We start from the raw sequence: 17,384 nt of genomic DNA on the forward strand, positions 1-17,384 counted from the left end.
AAAGGGTTTCCCAACACTCTGAAAAAAAGAGTGCATAAAAGCACTCTTTTTTCTTTCTTACTTTAATCTTAGAAATCGAAGTTATCAGGATCTGGACCAACGCGGTGATTTTGGTTTAACGCATCGATTTTTTCCATGTCTTCTTTTGTTAATTCAAAGTTAAATACATCAGCATTTGCAATAATGCGGTGTTCTTTCGTTGATTTTGGAATTGTAATTACTCCGTTTTGAAGATCCCAACGTAAAATTACTTGTGCTGTTGTTTTACCGTGTTTCTCAGCAATTTCTTGTAATGTTTCATTATCTAATAATTGACCTTGCATAAGTGGTGACCATGCTTCCATTTGAATACCTTGTTCTTTACAGAAAGCTTGTACTTCTTTTTGTGTTAAACGAGGGTGGTATTCTACTTGGTTAATCATTGGCTTAATTTCTGCATCTTTCATTACATCTTGTAAGTGATGTACTTGGAAGTTACTTACACCAATTGCACGTACGCGCTTTTCTTTATAAAGTGTTTCTAACGCTCTCCACGTATCTTTATATTTTCCTTCTACAGGCCAGTGAACAAGATATAGGTCTAAATAATCTAATTCTAATTTCTTTAAGCTCTCTTCGTATGCAGCAATTGTTTCTTCGTACCCTTGATCTGCGTTCCATACTTTTGAAGTAATAAATAATTCTTCTCTTGAAATACCAGTCGCTTCAATACCTGCACGGATTCCTTCACCTACAGCTTTTTCATTTCCGTAAATTGCAGCTGTATCGATGCTACGGTATCCTGCTTTAATTGCTGATTTAATCGCTTCTACAAGTTCTGGTCCTTCTTCTACTTTAAATACACCTAAACCGAACCAAGGCATTTCTACACCATTATTTAATACTGTTTTACTTTGTAAGTTTTTCATTTTATTTTCTCTCCTTTTATTTTACTTGATCTCTTTTTTCTAATGTCATGCTCCATGCTGTTAAAATCACAGCACCTACTACCATAAGACCACCTACCCAAGCAGTATGGATTAATCCTAACGAATTCGTTACAAGGCCACCTATATAAGAACCTAAAGCGATCCCTCCGTTAAATGCGGCAATATTAATTGCTGAAGCAACATCAACCGCACTTGGAACAAAGCGCTCTGCCAATATAACTACATATACTTGTAGCCCCGGAACATTCATAAATGCGAATAGTCCCATGAAAATAATTGTGATTAATCCAGCTACTTTAAATGGCGCTGTAAATGTTAAAACAAATAATATGATCGCTTGAATAAAGAACATGTAAAATAGCGCTCGAATCGGATTATGATTCGATAATTTCCCGCCAACCATATTCCCTATCGCAATTGCGATTCCATACACTAATAAAATGATAGTAACGGTACTTGCTTCAAATCCTGTTACTTCTTGTAATAGTGGTGATAAATACGTAAATGTTACGAATGTACCACCGTATCCAAGTGCAGTAATAATGAAAACAAGTAATAGTCTTCCATTTTTAATTAATTTAAATTGATCACGAAACGATACAGGTACACCATTTTTTAAATTAGATGGGACAAGTATACTGTTTGCGATGAAAGCAATAATTCCAATTACGACAATCGCCATAAATGACGCTCTCCAGCCAAACTCTTGACCGATAAATGTTCCAATTGGCACACCAGTAATAGTCGCAACTGTTAATCCAGTAAACATAATCGCAATTGCGCTAGCACGTTTATTCTCCGGTACGATTGCAGCCGCAATTGTAGATCCAATTGACATAAACACACCATGTGCAAACGCAGATACAATTCTTGCGATAATTAATACAGTGAAGCTTGTTGCTACCGCCGCAATACCATTACCAATAATGAAAATAACCATAATCCACATTAATAATGTCTTTCGCGACATACTAGCCGTTAACGCTGTTAAAACAGGTGCTCCTACCGCTGCTCCTAACGCATATAAGGAAACCGTTAAACCGGCTGTTGTAACCGAAACATTTAAATCTTTCGAAATAGATGGTAGTAAACCGACACTAATAAACTCGGTCGTACCAATCCCAAACGCACTAATTGCTAGTGCTAATAAAGCAAACATACTTCTTCGATTCGTCTGAACTTCCGAAGATGATACTGTATATGAACTCAATTGAATTCCTCCTTATTACAAGAAATCCAATCATAATAGTATGATAAAAAGGCCCTTTTATCTTCTAAAACATATATTTCATACTTACAAATGCTATTATGAATGGTTTCATTCTTTTTTTGAAGAACGCACTTTAAAGTACGATAGGCACCAAAAAGTAACATAGTCACTTTTTAGTACCGTACTACTCATTTGCCTCTTACATGTGCTATTATGAAACATATTTAACATAATAAAAAGTACGTACTTTAAAGTGCTATAGGTACTAAAAAGTAACATTTGTATTATTAAACTTACTTTACTCAAAAAGGGAGGGTTTCATATGAAGAAATACAATATTCCTGTAGAGGCGACTTTAGAAGTTATCGGCGGCAAATGGAAAGTTGTTATTCTTTGTCACTTAACGAAAGGTACAAAGAGAACGAGTGAATTAAAACGCTCCATGCCTGGTATTACACAAAAAATGTTAACGCAGCAATTACGTGAATTAGAAGACGACGGGGTCATTCAAAGAAAAGTATACAACCAAGTCCCACCGAAAGTAGAATATTCTCTTACCGACTACGGTTGGTCTTTAGAATCCATTCTTGACTCTCTTTGTTCTTGGGGCGAATGCCATCTTGAAAAAGAAGGTAACACATCGATGCTAATTGCGGAAGGTGAATAATAGGAAAAAGGAAACAACGAACATGAATTTGTTCGTTTTTTCCTTTTTTTCTATATATATATGTACATTTCTAACTGAAACAAAATATTTTATACGCTTTCATACCTTGTCAGCACTACGTTATACACTCAATATCAAATAATTAGGAATCATTTTTATGTTAACATAGGTGTATATAGTATATAATATAGGATATATATTATATACACTTTCCGGTAACGGAGCTTTTCCATTATGCGGACAAGCCATATATCGGACAGTTCATAAATAATAAGTAAGACGTTATGGTTTTAGATTTATGTTTGCAGCTTACTTGCTGTCATAAATTTAAAGGCATTTTATTGTGTTTTGTGAAACTTTGCATAAAGTTTCGTAAACGTTTACTATCTTACTTATAAAAAATAAGAGTATTGCTATCGTAAAGGAGAATTGGAGATGCCAGAAACTATGACTCAAACAAAGCCAGAACAAGAAACTGTACAAATTTCTGCTAGCCAAGGACAACTTGATGTACTTGATCAGTTGTTAAAACCTGAGGTACAAGAATCATTAACAACACTAGTAGAACAGCTTCCAAAATTAACTGAGCTTGTTAACATTTTAACTAAGTCTTATGACTTCGCTCAAACTGTTGCTACTGATGAAGTATTAAAAAGCGACACTGTTGGTGCAATTACAGAGCTTGTAGAACCTGTAAAAGATACAGTGAAAAGCATGGCTGCAACTGCAATCGAAGCGAAAGATCGTGCTGACGAAAGTACTGAAGTTATCGGCCTATTCGGTCTATTAAAATTACTAAAAGATCCACAAGCACAAAAAATGTTCCGCTTTGTGAACGCATATCTTCAAATTAGTGCAGAACGTAATAATAAATAATTTAACTTATAACAACAATTAGTAAAGACGGGGGATATCATACTATGTCAAAACAAATTGTCATCTTAGGCGCTGGTTATGGCGGTCTTCTTGCCGCTTTAAACGTACGTAAATATTACAGCAAATCAGAAGCACAAGTTACAGTGATTAACCAATACCCAACACACCAAATCATCACTGAACTACACCGCCTTGCAGCTGGTAACGTTGCTGAGCAAGCAATTGCAATGCCACTTACAAAGCTTTTCAAAGGTAAAGATATCGATCTTAAAATCGCAACAGTTGAGTCATTCTCTGTTGATAGCAAAGAAATCAAACTAGCTGGCGGCACTACTTTATCTTACGATGCACTTGTAGTTGCTTTAGGAAGTAAAACTGCTTACTTCGGTATTCCAGGACTAGAAGAAAACAGCATGGTATTAAAATCTGCTGCTGATGCAAACAAAATCTACAAACACGTTGAAGACCGTATTCGTGAATACGCGAAAACGAAAAACGAAGCTGATGCTACAATCGTAATCGGTGGTGGCGGATTAACCGGCGTTGAGCTAGTTGGTGAGCTTGCTGACATTATGCCTAAACTTGCAAAAAGCCACGGCGTAAATCCAAAAGAAGTTAAACTTCTTCTTGTTGAAGCAGGTCCAAAAATCCTTCCAGTATTACCAGATCACTTAATCGAACGTGCAACTACTAGCCTAGAAGCACGCGGTGTTACATTCTTAACAGGTCTTCCTGTAACAAACGTTGCTGGCAATGAAATCGACTTAAAAGACGGTCAAAAACTTGTTGCTAACACATTCGTTTGGACAGGTGGCGTTCAAGGTAACCCATTAATCGGTGAATCAGGTCTTGAAGTTAACCGTGGACGTGCAACAGTTGATGCATACCTACAATCTACTTCTCACAAAGACGTATTCGTTGCTGGAGACAGCGCTGTTGTCTTCTCTCCAGACGGTCGTCCATACCCACCAACTGCACAAATCGCTTGGCAAATGGGTGAGTTAATTGGATACAACTTATACGCAGCACTAGAAGGCAAAGCATTCGAAGAGTTCGCACCTGTAAACTCTGGAACACTTGCTAGTCTAGGACGTAAAGATGCTGTTGCTACAATTGGAGCAAGCAATACTCCACTTAAAGGCTTACCAGCATCATTAATGAAAGAAGCAAGTAACGTTCGTTACTTATCACACATTAAAGGTCTATTCAGCTTAGCTTACTAATCTGAATATAAGCCCGAATCATGCCCAGCATGGTTCGGGCTATTTTTATCCCGCTATTTGCGGGCAGTAAAACTCCCACTGATTAAAGTTTCACTTTATCCGTAATTTTCTCTAATTTATTTATTCGGCAGAAGAATAATATAACCCTTTTAATTATCTAAATTTACTGATTATTTTATGTCTAAATTGTGTATATGAAAGGGATGGAAGTATTCTTCCTACTCCCATCCCTTTCACACAAACTATTCTCCTAATTTCACAAGGCTGTAGTTCTTCTTCCCTTTACGAATAATAATAAATCTTCCATCAAACGAATTTTCTACAGTAACATCCGTACCCACATCTGTTACTTTCTCACCATTCATAGAAATCGCACCATTATTAATGTCCTCGCGTGCTTGTCGTCTAGATGGTTCAATCCCTAAATCGACTAGCCACTCTACGATGTTTTTCGTCTCTTTTGAAGACTGGAATGTTGGCATTTCTTTAAAGCCTTGTTCAATTTCATCAGCTGTTAACGATTTAATATCTCCGCTAAATAACGCTGCTGTAATTTTCCCAGCTTGCAGGAACGCCTCTTCTCCATGAACGAATTTCGTCATTTCTTCCGCTAACACTTTTTGCGCTTCACGTTTATGAGGCTCCGCTTCTACCTTCACTGCTAATTCATCAATACGCTCTTTCGTTAAGAACGTAAAGTATTTCAAGTATTTAATTACATCACGGTCATCTGTATTTACCCAGAACTGGTAAAATTCAAACGGTGTCGTTTTTTCAGGATCAAGCCAAACCGCACCACCTGCTGATTTACCAAACTTCGTACCGTCCGATTTTAATAATAGCGGAATCGTTAATCCAAATACTTCCGCCTCATGACCTTCTAACTTACGAATTAAATCTAAACCACTCGTAATATTTCCCCATTGGTCACTACCACCAATTTGAAGTTGAACATCTTCTTTCGTGTATAAATGATGGAAATCCATCGCTTGCAAAATTTGGTACGTGAATTCTGTGAAAGAAATACCTGTATCTAAACGACTTGCTACAATATCCTTCGCTAACATGCTATTGATGCTAAAATTTTTCCCGTAATCACGTAAAAACTCAATAACATTTATTTCATGTGTCCAATCATAGTTATTTACCATCCTCACTTCGCTATTTCCGCCAAAATCAAATAGCTTTTTCATTTGTGCTGTTAACGCATCTACATTATGCTGAACCACTTCTAACGTTTGAAGTTGACGCTCCGATTGTCGTCCACTCGGATCACCAATTGTTCCTGTTGCCCCGCCAATTAAAATAACAGGATGATGGCCAGCTAATTGGAATCTCTTCATCATCATAAACGGAATCAAATGTCCGATATGCATACTATCACCAGTCGGATCAACTCCGCAGTATAGTGAAATCTTTTTCTCTTCTACTAGCTTACGTAAGCCTTCTTCGTCAGTCTGCTGATTAACGGCGCCGCGCCATTCTAATTCATCAATAATATTCATCTTTTGTCATCCCCTTTATTTTTTAAAAACAAAAAAGCCCCTATGTCTACGATAGACATAGGGACGATTATTCACCGTGTTACCACCCAGTTTGCATAAATAGCATAGCTACTCATACCACTCTTAGCAATAATATCGATTGCTAGTCCGCTTAGCATTACCTAAGATACTCCAGAGTGTAATTCGCAAGTTTGTTTGTGCTAGGTTCCAGCAACCCCTAGCTCTCTCGTTAACAGTGACAAACTGCTACTGGGCTCTTTCAACGTATGTTATTTGTTAAATTATTAGCATTATATTGAATTGAAAACAAATTGTCAACAATACCCAAATATTATTTTAAAATAATTCATATCTTCATACGTATTTCGTTATTCCTTATCTTCTCCAATAATCCTTACTTCTCGCTCTAACTTCACGCCAAATTTCTCTTCAACTGTCTTTTGTACGAAGTGAATTAAATCGATGTAATCTTGTGCTGTTCCGTTATCAACATTCACCATAAATCCAGCGTGTTTTAAAGAAACTTCCACTCCACCAATTCGCTTACCTTGTAGTCCTGAGTCTTGAATCAACTTACCAGCAAAGTTATTTGGTGGACGCTTAAATACGCTACCACATGAAGGATATTCTAGAGGCTGTTTTGACTCACGCTTAAACGTTAAATCATCCATTTTCTCTTTAATTTCTTCACGTACACCTTCTTCAAGTTCAAATCTCGCTTCAAGAATAATGTAATGGTTGTTAGCAAATACACTCTTACGATATCCAAATTCAAATGCTTCTTTCGTCAAAGTACGTAGCTCTCCATCACCTGTCATTACAACAGCTTCTGTTAACACAAACGATACTTCACCACCGTAAGCACCAGCATTCATATATAACGCTCCGCCAACTGAACCTGGAATACCACAAGCAAACTCAAGACCCGTTAAGTTATGGTCTAAAGCAATACGTGATACGTCAATAATTGCTGCACCACACTGTGCTACAATCGTCGTTCCTGTTACAGTAACACCTGTAATATGAATTAAACTTACTGTAATCCCGCGAATTCCACCATCTTTAATAATGACATTCGATCCATTTCCTAAAAACGTAACTGGAATATTATATTCGTTCGCATATTTGATAACTTCTTGAATTTCATCATAATTTGTAGGCGCAACAAAAACATCTGCTTTTCCGCCAACTTTAATATGCGTATGATTCTTTAACATTTCATCTTGTTTAACATGTCCTTCAGGCAATACCGTACTTAAATATTTATAAACCTCTTGCATATTCATTTTACGATTCCTCTATTTCTATATTCATTTTATCCCGTTATACGGGCCCATAATATCCCCACGTACATGAAAGAACCTAAAGTGGTGGATACAGTGTACCCAAAATCAATTCGAGACACCTATAAACCTCTTAATTTATAAGAGGTGCCACTCATATTAAAATATATATTGCATAATAAAGCAACCCAAATGGACTACTAAACTTGACATGTCATCAGAAAGACAACAATTTGTAAAATATGTGACTTTTTCAAAACACTATCCCTCAGTATCTTACTATACCATACAAAAAGAAAGTGGTATTTTTTTGTACTTTTTACTTTATTTACATCAATAAAAAAAGAGCACATCCGACAGAATGTGCTCTTTCTATACTCATTAAATTATTTTTCGTTCTCTTCTTTTTCCTTATCAAACCATAATAGTTCATCGTCATCCACTTCACCATTATAATTGATTAAAATTTCTTCTCCCGCTTTTATATCCTTATACGCGAAGAAGTTAAAAGTATGATTCTCGAAGACAATTTCATACGTTGCATTCGGATTATATGCATGATTAAATAACATGCCGTATCCTAACAGGAATGCCGTATGATTTACCCCATACTCAAATGCGTAGTCAGCAAGTAACGTTTTTTCAATGTGTTCATGCTGTTCATTTGGATAAGAGATAACCGGTGCTGAGTGAATCAACTCACCCTTTTTAATATCACGAGTTGCAAATACACCTCTATTAAATTCTCCATCACTAAGTTCAGAAGTCTTAACTTCGATCATATGCGTCACCTATATAATTCTTTCTTTGAAGTATTTTATCCCGCTATTTGCGAGGTTCAACTAATAATCAGTAGGTATTAGTCTCACTTTATCTCCTTAAGCTTGGCAGAAAACGCGCAGAAAAGCAATTAAATTACTATCAAGTATTCATTTAAATGAAAAAAGAGCACATCATTTGTGCTCTTCCCAAGCAATATTACTTTTCTAAAATATCTTCTAACAACTTCACTTGCTCGCTAACAGTTTGTAACGTCTTCACTGACGTATCATTTCGATGTTTTTCTTCTTCCACACTCGCTAGCACTTCTTCTGTAGCTGTAGAAGTTTGCTGAATTACGTTAGAAGCATGCGTAACATCCTTTACGATATTCGTCGTTTTAACTTGGAAACTTTCTTGATGAACAACAACCTCTCGCATTACTTCATTAATCGCATCAATAAACTTCCCTAAATCCGTTACATTTGTTAAAACGCTTGCTAACATTTCGTTACACTCTTCTTGTACTCTTTCTGACTTCTCTACCTGCACTTCTACCTTACTTGCTTGATTACTAAACTCCTTCAAAATCCCTTGAATTCTTCCCGCAGAACGATTTGATTCTTCAGCAAGCTTTAACACTTCACTCGCTACAATAGCAAAACCTTTTCCATGCTCACCTGCCCTGGCAGCTTCAATATTTGCATTTAAAGCTAGCAAACTCGTCTGACTTGAAATATTCGTTATTACATCTACAATTTCATTAATTTGTTTCGATTGCATCATTAAATCTCTAAATATAATTCCAGACTGTGAAACAACATCATTTAAACTTCTCATGTTAGCTTCAAAATTTCTTAAAGTATTTACGCTGCCCTTTGAAATTTCTAAACTTTCATCCACACGAGCCGATGCAGTTCTTACTTGAGAGATGATTTGTTCAATATTTCCCTCCATATCATTCAATACTTCTACCGAACGATACATCATCTCTGATTGTGATTGCGTACCAACTGCTACCTCTTCAAAGGCAAAATTAATTTCACTCATCGATTCCATCGACGTGTTCATATTTTGTCTTAAATGATTGAAATTACTATCTAGTTTCAAAACTGTTTCACCAATAAGCCTTTGCGTCTCTTCTAGCTCCTGAGCTTTTCTCATTACTTCTTGCTTCTCATCACTTAAACGAAGGAGCAGATTAGAACCGATTTTCGTGACACCCCACATAGCGATTGTTACAATCGCTAACAAACTTGCGAAATTAGCAGCTTCAGACGAGGCTGTATAAGCAAAAAATTGCTCCGGCCAATAGCTACAAAGGATAAATGTGATCACAACAGCTACCCCGCCAAGAATTAAAATGAGGCGCTCACTTAAGTAAATAAGTGAAACAGCTAATGTAAAATAGACCATTTGAAATACAGCCGGGCTTTCATTAAAAGCTTGTACCATAATGTAAGACATTGTAAGCAACATAAATGTCATGATATATTTATACGCTGATTCCATACTTTTTATAAAAGTAAAAAGCGTTCCAAATACAACGACAGAAATACCACAAATCCAAAACGCTATTGCTCTCTCTGTAAAAATATATCCATAATACCCAATCGCGATTATCCCAAGGAAGAAACTAAAAATCGTTATAAACAGTAATAAATGATTTTTCTGTGATTCTTTCTCAAGGTTAGAAAAACAAGTCCTCTTTAACCACTCCATATGAAGCCCCACCTTCTACTTATACATATCAATTACTTCAGTTTAAATACCGCACTCACTGGGTTATGATCGCTATTTTCAAACTTTAAATCTTTCCCTTGTACATTTACAATCTCTACATTCGGTGAAACGATAAAGCCATCAATAATAGTGACGAAATTTTCACCTTCTACATATTTCTTTACATCATCTCTCACAGTCATAACAGACGGATCTACAGCCCACTTAAAGCCACCGTCCGTAAAGTCCTTCGGTAACTCTACTAACCACTCAGGACGCTCTTTCACGAACTTCGGATCACTTAATTGAGCGTTTGAAACTAATTGATTCCAATCTCCGCCCATTATTACGTAATCGCCATTTTCATACTGCTTGTTCATATATTCTTTTAAATACTCTACTTGCTGTTTTCTAATTTTCCCGCCTTCATCATAAGCAGACAAATGTAAATTTACGAGTCTAACATGTTTCCCATTATTAACAGGTATTTTATGTTCCACAATTGCCCGATCTAAATCAAACAAACGCTTTGGCCACGGCTCCATTCCAGGAAGCTGGAACCTCTTCGCTTCTTGAACAGTGTATTTAGAAAACGTACTTAATCCAGCCTCCGCATATCCCATTGGATTTGTTATTGGCACCGGAACCCATTTCGTATCGTAGTTCTTGCCAAATGACGAAACATAATCAGGTAATCCTTTTTTCAAAAATTCATGTTCATTTACATCAAATGAACGAAGTGACTTTATATCAACTTCTTGTAATAGCGCAAAATCACTATTTTCATTTTGTAAAAACGAAAGCATATTCTTTAAATTAGTTTCTGTTTGCTCTTTACTACTTGAACCAGACCCCTTTCCCCCATCCATAAAGAAATCTTGCTCCTTATCTAACCCTGCATATCCAATATTAAATGTTGTAACTTTAAATTCATTTCCAGTCGCTAATACGCGCTCCTTATTATTCTCCACCTTCAAGCTTGTAACATCAGCAGGCTGTTCTTTAGTAAGTGTCATATACGCTAGAAATCCTCCTACAATGCCCGCTACTACTAAAACACATATAAATACGATTTTAAAAAATTTCTTCAAATAAATGACTCCTTTTCACGCGAATTTATTTTTCTTTATTTTCAGTCAAATAAAGAAAACGACACACATAAGAAACATTTTATCATAATTAAAACCGTATATCACTATATTTAGTTGATAAGTAATCGATCCTGTTTTAATTACTTAAAAAACCTTCAGACATCAAAAAAAGAAAAGTTACACCCACCTCCTCACTGGAAATTAAACGGTATATTTAGTACACTATATGTAATAATCATAGGCGATGGAGTTCGCCATAAACGCTGCTTAGCTAATGACTCCTACCAGTATACATACTGGTAGGAGTCTATTTTTTTGAGCAAGCTATTTAAAGAGGTGAGAAAATTGATTTATATTATCGTCGGCATTGCCGGTATATTAGGAGCTCTTTCTCGTTATTATTTAGGTCTTAATATCACCACATTTTGGCATCATTCATTTCCATTAGCAACATTAGTCATTAACTTAATCGGTTGCTTCTTCTTAGCGTGGCTAACTACTTATATCGCTCGACTAAACATCTTACCTTCAGAGGTTATCACAGGCATCGGGACTGGATTCATCGGTTCCTTTACGACTTTTTCAACATTTAGTGTAGAAACTGTGCAATTGATCAATCATTCTGAGTGGAGCATAGCCTTCTTATATGTATCATGTAGCATACTTGGTGGCCTCATTATGTCTGGCCTTGGCTATACACTTGGAGATTTCTTAATTAAGAAATCTCTTACGGAAGGTGATTACTCATGATAGAAGCCTTATTAGTCGCAACAGGAGGATTTTTCGGTGCGATTACACGATTTGCAATTAGCAATTGGTTTAAGAAAAGAAATAAAACACAATTTCCAATTGCTACATTCCTTATTAATATAACAGGGGCATTTTTACTCGGATATATAATTGGCAACGGAGTTACTACAGGCTGGCAACTATTATTAGGTACTGGATTTATGGGCGCATTCACGACATTTTCTACGTTTAAATTAGAAGCTGTTCAGCTTCTCGATCTTAAAAAACTGTACATCTTCCTTTTATATTTAAGTGCTACTTACATAATTGGTATCCTCTTCGCATTCCTTGGGATGAAGCTGGGTGGAATATAAAAAAAGCGACTCTATTGAGTCGCTTTCTTTCATAAGAAATATGTCCCGCCATATGGAATGGAAAATAAACCAGCTGGATGTACATCGTAATGTACAATTTGCATCGGAAGTTGTGAATACGGCATATACTGACTTTGCATCATTTGTGCAGCTTGTGCTTGCTGCTGCATGTGAATAGCCTGATACACAGCATGAATTGTTCCCTGTGCTCCTGCCCAAGTAATAGCCGACCCTACTTGTCTTCCATTATAAAAATGATAGTTCATCATGATTCATCTCACTTATTCTTTTTCTTCCATATGGTATGTTGCTATTTCATAGTGAGTGCTTTGGCCCCTATTGGTAGCACCTATCTATTGCTCTTTTTCAGTTTTGAAGTAATAAATCCAAATAATAATACACCAATACCACTAAGGAACAATACATAACTTATCGGTACTAGGAAAAAGAAAGGTTCTTCAAGGAATCCATCCGCTCCTACTTTACTGTTTGAAGCATGTATAGTTAAAGAAATAATCGCTAAAATCATTAAAGAAATAGCTACTACGTATTTATTTTTCATTTCACATTCTCCTCTACTCATGTAATTCTCCTTAAATTATTAACATCATATTACCTAAAATAACATTAACAGTCAATAATTTTTTATCGTTAAACAATAAAGAATTATTGACTAGACTAATAACAAAAAGGTTTGCGAAGCATCTTAAATCACTTCGCAAACCTTCTAAATTATAAATATTTACACTTCAAATCTCTTGCTTAATACAATGTACATTGCGCAAAATAGCACGAATATCCCAGCATAAATTAACAAAATCTCTACACTAAACATATCCGACAATGGACCAAATATTATCATTCCTAAAGGAAGCGCGCATGAATTCGCAATTTGTACAAGGCTGAACATCCGTCCGTGCATCGATGGTTCTACTTTCTCCTGCAATAACACAGTAACTGGTGTATTGAAGCACGGCATTGTTATACCAATTAAAAAATTAAATACTAAATACATAATAAATATCGGTGCTATTCCGAGTCCAATCATAAGCAGTCCATATAATGCACAAGCTAGCGCTGTTGTATACATACGATTACGAAAGCCACCCCACGCCGCAATCAATACACCACCAGCTGCCGCACCCGCACTAAAGGTCATCTCACTAGCAGTAAGTCTCCACATTTCGGCCCCGAAAGAACGAGTTACCATTAAAGGTGTTAAAAAAGCAGCTGGACTTATTAAAATCATGACGATAATTAATAAAACGATTAGCCTTTTAATAAATACATTTTCTTTTAAATAAGAGAACCCTTCTTTAATTCCTTGTAAATTAGATTTTTGCTTACTCTCTACATTCACATGTCCTTCCACCTGAATGATAAACATAATACTAATTCCAATCATAGCCGTAATAACATCAATAAAAAGTGTTGTTTCAATGCTGGCAATAGAAAGAATCGTCGCACTTGCTGCTGGAGAAAGAAACATAATTAAAGATGTAATACTGCTATTTATTCCATTTACTTTCATAAGATACTCTTTCGGAACAATTTGCGGAATTAATGCATTTACAGCTGGCGTTTGTACTCCTGTTCCAGCTGAACGAATGAGTAACACAATAAAAAGTAACCAAATACTTTTATATCCTGTTAAAAATAAAATTGCTAAAACTAACGTCGCAATCGCTATAATCCCATCCGATAACATAATCATCTTTTTACGGTCATAACGATCAATCCAAACACCTGCAAACAAAGATATCGCAATTTGTGGTAGGAAACCGCAAACAGTTGAAATAGTCAACATCACTCCTGATGATGTTGTAAGGGTGATATACCATATAATCGCGTATTGCACGAGAGAGGAACCGAACAACGAAATAGTTTGAGCGGTCAAAAATAATATAATTTTCGTTTTCCAATTGTTTTCACTCATATGTTTCACACCCCCTTAACTAATCCTGTCTCTATATCAAAGATGCTATCTGCCCAATCAAGATAAAAACTCGCTTCGTGAGATACGAGTATAATGCTGCCCTTAAACTGAATTAGCGCCTTTTGCAAAGCTTCCTTCGCTTCTGCATCTAAATGATTTGTCGGCTCATCTAAAATTAAGAAGTTACAAGGTGATAGTAATAATCCGCACAGTTTCACCTTCGATTGTTCACCACCACTTAACGTACGAATTTCTTGCGAGACGTGCGTATCCTTCACACCACACGCAGCTAAATGATGGCGTATTTCCTTCATATTCAGTTTAGGAAACTGCCCTGAAATAATTTGAAGCGGCGTTAAAGAATCATTGCTCCAATTTAAATCTTGCTCATAATATCCAATCTTTATTTGCTCTGAAAAGTGAAACTCTCCAGAAATACTAGCAATATTTCCAACGATTGTTTTTAATAAAGTAGATTTCCCTACTCCATTGAAACCTGTAATAACAAGTTTTTGCCCACCCATTACTGAAAAATTCAACTTTGGTAAGAGAGCGAAGTCGTAACCAACTTCAAGGTTATTTACTTCAAAAACTGTCTGAACTGAAATGGGAAGTCCCTGAAAATGAATAGACGGTTTATGAGTAAAACTTGGTGGCGCAATTCTTTCCATACGCTCCAATTGTTTTCGACGACCTTGCGCTATTTTTGAATTCACCCCAGCAATATTTCTACGAATATACTCTTCCGTTTTTTCAATTTTCTTTTGCTGTGCATAATATTGGCGAATGTAATCTTTTCGCAAATGCTCCTTCTGCCTTACAAAATCTGAGTATTTACCGTAATACTTCTTAACTGTTCCGAACTCTACATCACATATGCAAGAAGTTACTTTTTCCAGAAAATCAAAATCATGTGACACTACAATAAACGCTCCTTCGAACTTCATTAAATAGTTAGCAAGCCACTCCACATGCTCCTTATCAAGAAAATTCGTCGGTTCATCTAGTAATAAAATATTAGGCTCTTCTAATAAGAGCTTCGCTAAAATTACCTTTGCACGCTGCCCTCCGCTTAATTCACCAATAACACGATCCATCCCAATTGCATCAATACCTAAACCAGCTGCCACCTTATTCGTAATACTGTCTACTGAATAAAAATCACGAGCCTCAAGCTGCTCTTGCATTTCAGCCGCTTTTAGTAGTTGATTCTCATCTCCAGTCATTGCACTTTCTTCATATAACTTGTTCATTCTCTTTTCCATTTCATACAAATCATAAAAAGCTCTCTTTAAATATTGTGAAATGGTATAACCCTCATCAATGTCAGCGTATTGATCAAGATGCCCAATTTGAATATTAGGTTGCCACTTTATGTCTCCCTTATCAGAAATAATTTCCCCCACCAATATTTTCATTAATGTGCTTTTTCCTGCACCATTCTGTCCAACAATCCCCATATGCTCCCCTTTATGCAAATCAAAAGAAGCATTCTCGTATAATACTTTATCTATAAAACTATGTGATAAACTTTCAACTTTAAGTAAACTCATTTTTATTCCTCTTTTCCTGAAATTAAAAAAAGCAGAGAGATAGCGTCATTCGACACTAGCCCTCTGCTTCGTGGTTTTTCCTATACTACTCCAATTTACGGTAAAGACTCATCGGAATAATATACACAAAGGGCCATAGACAAAGCATTGTCTATGGCCCCTTAATCTATTTTATACACCAGCTGAAAAACCATAACGAAATAAGCATAGATAAACTATACTTTTTTAGAAAAGTTATTCAGCCGATGAATATAGGGGATTTATCCCCCTTGATTAAGCTCCGTACAACGCTTCACCGTATACATTTGTGCGGAGCAAAGTTTTCTAATGAGTTTTACAAATTTTATATAAAGCATGTTCTGCACCTTCCTTAATACTTAAAAGGGATTTTAGCATACGGTTTTACGAAGCGTCAACATTACTTCCAAATCTTTCAACTACTTGTTTTCAAAATATTGCTTCTGAAACATACACATTCTTATCGCATTATGATAGTTACCATCAACGAAAAACTCATCGATAAGTTCACCTTCTACAATAAATCCAACCTTTTTATAAACATGTACTGCTTTTTCATTTTCCTTATCCACAACTAAATATATCTTATGCATATTTAATACAGCGAAAGCATAATCCATTGCTAAACGCGTCGCCTCTACTGCATAACCATATCCTTGATAATTCGGATCAATAATAATTTGGAATTCTGTTCTACGATGAATATAATCGATTTCTACTAACTCAACTAATCCAACCATTTCATTGTCTTTCTCAACGATAAATCGGCGTTCGCTTTGATCATGTATATGTTTATCGTATAAGTCTTGTAGCTCCACAAATGCCTCATATGGCTCTTCAAACCAATACGACATAATATGCGCATTATTATTCAGTTCGTGTACGAACTTTAAATCTTCTCGTTCTAATGGACGTAACTTCAATTCCTGATTCATTCCTATAACCTCCAAGTAAAAGAAACCTCTTCACTTAATTTCTCAATTTTTTTCGATTTCAAACGCCCTAATTTCATTGTAAACTTTCAAGCAACTTGAAGGTCAAGATGTAAAAAAGTAGTGCAAACTTACGTCTGCACTACTACTCTTTTCTCAAATCTCTCATATTCGATATGTATAAAGCAATAACTAAAACAAGAATTGCTCCTGCGTATAATAACGTCTCCATCGGTTCCTCATGAGACACAATAATTAATCGAATTAAAGCCGTAATTCCGATATAAATAAAATAGCGTAACGGGAAATGATAATTCGATTTAAAATACTTAATAATTAATGCAATGAACTCGAAGTATAAGAAATAGACGATGATACTTTCAACCAATTTATAAGACGTATACTCTTTTGACGAAAAAATATACTGCACAAACGTGATCGTCTCATTCACTAAGAAAATCGATAACACAATGGATAATATAATTAAAGCTATATTTAATATCCATTGCAAAACACTAGCTATAACATGATCGATATTAAATGACTTCATATTCTCTTTAGACTCCCCTTCGTATAA

18 protein-coding genes, 1 riboswitch and 1 other annotated feature are annotated in these 17,384 nt (G+C 35.8%); of the genes, 5 read left to right on the forward strand and 13 right to left on the reverse strand.

Annotated elements, in window-relative coordinates; translation table 11 throughout:
• Nucleotides 1-68 precede the first annotated feature (68 nt).
• Entirely contained in the window at nt 69-908 is an 840-nt protein-coding gene (locus RT27_RS07970) for an aldo/keto reductase (protein ID WP_043935786.1), read from the reverse strand.
• Between the two features lie 16 nt (nt 909-924).
• Nucleotides 925-2,088: an MFS transporter gene (locus RT27_RS07975; RefSeq protein ID WP_168410432.1), complete on the reverse strand. Its 1,164-nt coding sequence runs from the start codon at nt 2,086-2,088 to the stop codon at nt 925-927.
• Between the two features lie 373 nt (nt 2,089-2,461).
• Between RT27_RS07975 and RT27_RS07980 the strand changes: the two genes are divergently transcribed.
• The 3 genes from RT27_RS07980 to RT27_RS07990 all read left to right on the forward strand — a co-directional run bounded on the left by RT27_RS07980 (nt 2,462) and on the right by RT27_RS07990 (nt 4,905).
• Complete coding sequence (locus RT27_RS07980; protein WP_000760481.1) at nt 2,462-2,806, forward strand: helix-turn-helix domain-containing protein; 345 nt, start codon at nt 2,462-2,464, stop codon at nt 2,804-2,806.
• Between the two features lie 435 nt (nt 2,807-3,241).
• Complete coding sequence (locus tag RT27_RS07985; RefSeq protein ID WP_001115310.1) at nt 3,242-3,682, forward strand: DUF1641 domain-containing protein; 441 nt, start codon at nt 3,242-3,244, stop codon at nt 3,680-3,682.
• 44 nt (nt 3,683-3,726) lie between these two features.
• The gene (locus tag RT27_RS07990; protein ID WP_000043197.1) at nt 3,727-4,905 is read left to right on the forward strand and encodes an NAD(P)/FAD-dependent oxidoreductase; all 1,179 of its coding nucleotides are present in this window, start codon (nt 3,727-3,729) and stop codon (nt 4,903-4,905) included.
• A gap of 242 nt (nt 4,906-5,147) precedes the next feature.
• On the opposite strand, the gene tyrS is transcribed toward RT27_RS07990, so the two are convergent.
• From tyrS to RT27_RS08015, 5 genes are all read right to left on the reverse strand, one after another.
• Complete coding sequence (gene tyrS, locus RT27_RS07995; protein ID WP_043935787.1) at nt 5,148-6,410, reverse strand: tyrosine--tRNA ligase; 1,263 nt, start codon at nt 6,408-6,410, stop codon at nt 5,148-5,150.
• A gap of 56 nt (nt 6,411-6,466) precedes the next feature.
• Nucleotides 6,467-6,682 (reverse strand) — a binding site (T-box leader).
• A 96-nt stretch (nt 6,683-6,778) separates the two neighbouring features.
• Nucleotides 6,779-7,696, reverse strand: coding sequence for a UDP-N-acetylmuramate dehydrogenase (gene murB, locus RT27_RS08000; protein WP_029443559.1), 918 nt, complete (start codon nt 7,694-7,696; stop codon nt 6,779-6,781).
• 383 nt (nt 7,697-8,079) lie between these two features.
• The gene (locus RT27_RS08005) at nt 8,080-8,475 is read right to left on the reverse strand and encodes an SET domain-containing protein (RefSeq protein ID WP_000573651.1); all 396 of its coding nucleotides are present in this window, start codon (nt 8,473-8,475) and stop codon (nt 8,080-8,082) included.
• Nucleotides 8,476-8,671: 196 nt separating this feature from the next.
• The gene (locus RT27_RS08010; RefSeq protein ID WP_029443560.1) at nt 8,672-10,174 is read right to left on the reverse strand and encodes a DUF4077 domain-containing protein; all 1,503 of its coding nucleotides are present in this window, start codon (nt 10,172-10,174) and stop codon (nt 8,672-8,674) included.
• 32 nt (nt 10,175-10,206) lie between these two features.
• On the reverse strand, nt 10,207-11,265 hold the full coding sequence (locus RT27_RS08015) for an endonuclease/exonuclease/phosphatase family protein (protein WP_029443561.1): 1,059 nt from the start codon (nt 11,263-11,265) through the stop codon (nt 10,207-10,209).
• 231 nt (nt 11,266-11,496) lie between these two features.
• A riboswitch (Fluoride riboswitch) is annotated at nt 11,497-11,556 on the forward strand.
• A 54-nt stretch (nt 11,557-11,610) separates the two neighbouring features.
• On the opposite strand from RT27_RS08015, the gene crcB (RT27_RS08020) reads away from it, so the two are divergent.
• Nucleotides 11,611-12,015, forward strand: a complete 405-nt coding sequence (crcB, locus tag RT27_RS08020; protein WP_042969155.1) for a fluoride efflux transporter CrcB — start codon at nt 11,611-11,613, stop codon at nt 12,013-12,015.
• A complete protein-coding gene (gene crcB / locus RT27_RS08025; protein ID WP_029443563.1) occupies nt 12,012-12,368 on the forward strand; it encodes a fluoride efflux transporter CrcB in 357 nt (118 codons plus the stop codon). The genes crcB (RT27_RS08020) and crcB (RT27_RS08025) overlap by 4 nt, the downstream gene beginning before the upstream one ends.
• A gap of 29 nt (nt 12,369-12,397) precedes the next feature.
• Here crcB (RT27_RS08025) and RT27_RS08030 read toward each other — a convergent pair whose 3' ends face one another.
• The 6 genes from RT27_RS08030 to psiE form a co-directional block, all read right to left on the reverse strand.
• Nucleotides 12,398-12,637, reverse strand: a complete 240-nt coding sequence (locus RT27_RS08030; protein ID WP_016079780.1) for a DUF3947 family protein — start codon at nt 12,635-12,637, stop codon at nt 12,398-12,400.
• An 80-nt stretch (nt 12,638-12,717) separates the two neighbouring features.
• Entirely contained in the window at nt 12,718-12,951 is a 234-nt protein-coding gene (locus RT27_RS08035; protein ID WP_042969156.1) for a DUF3955 domain-containing protein, read from the reverse strand.
• A gap of 159 nt (nt 12,952-13,110) precedes the next feature.
• Nucleotides 13,111-14,304 (reverse strand): MFS transporter, encoded by a 1,194-nt coding sequence (locus RT27_RS08040; RefSeq protein WP_043935788.1) that lies wholly within the window; start codon nt 14,302-14,304, stop codon nt 13,111-13,113.
• A gap of 5 nt (nt 14,305-14,309) precedes the next feature.
• On the reverse strand, nt 14,310-15,857 hold the full coding sequence (locus RT27_RS08045; RefSeq protein WP_043935789.1) for an ABC-F family ATP-binding cassette domain-containing protein: 1,548 nt from the start codon (nt 15,855-15,857) through the stop codon (nt 14,310-14,312).
• Between the two features lie 437 nt (nt 15,858-16,294).
• Nucleotides 16,295-16,810 carry a spermidine N1-acetyltransferase gene (speG, locus tag RT27_RS08050; RefSeq protein ID WP_001071094.1) on the reverse strand — a complete coding sequence of 172 codons (516 nt, stop codon included), beginning with the start codon at nt 16,808-16,810 and terminating at the stop codon, nt 16,295-16,297.
• Between the two features lie 142 nt (nt 16,811-16,952).
• Nucleotides 16,953-17,357: a phosphate-starvation-inducible protein PsiE gene (gene psiE / locus RT27_RS08055; RefSeq protein ID WP_000834709.1), complete on the reverse strand. Its 405-nt coding sequence runs from the start codon at nt 17,355-17,357 to the stop codon at nt 16,953-16,955.
• Nucleotides 17,358-17,384 lie beyond the last annotated feature (27 nt).

Source organism: Bacillus sp. L_1B0_5 (assembly GCF_000836715.1).
In the GTDB taxonomy this organism is placed as follows: Bacteria; Bacillota; Bacilli; order Bacillales; family Bacillaceae_G; genus Bacillus_A; species Bacillus_A thuringiensis_S.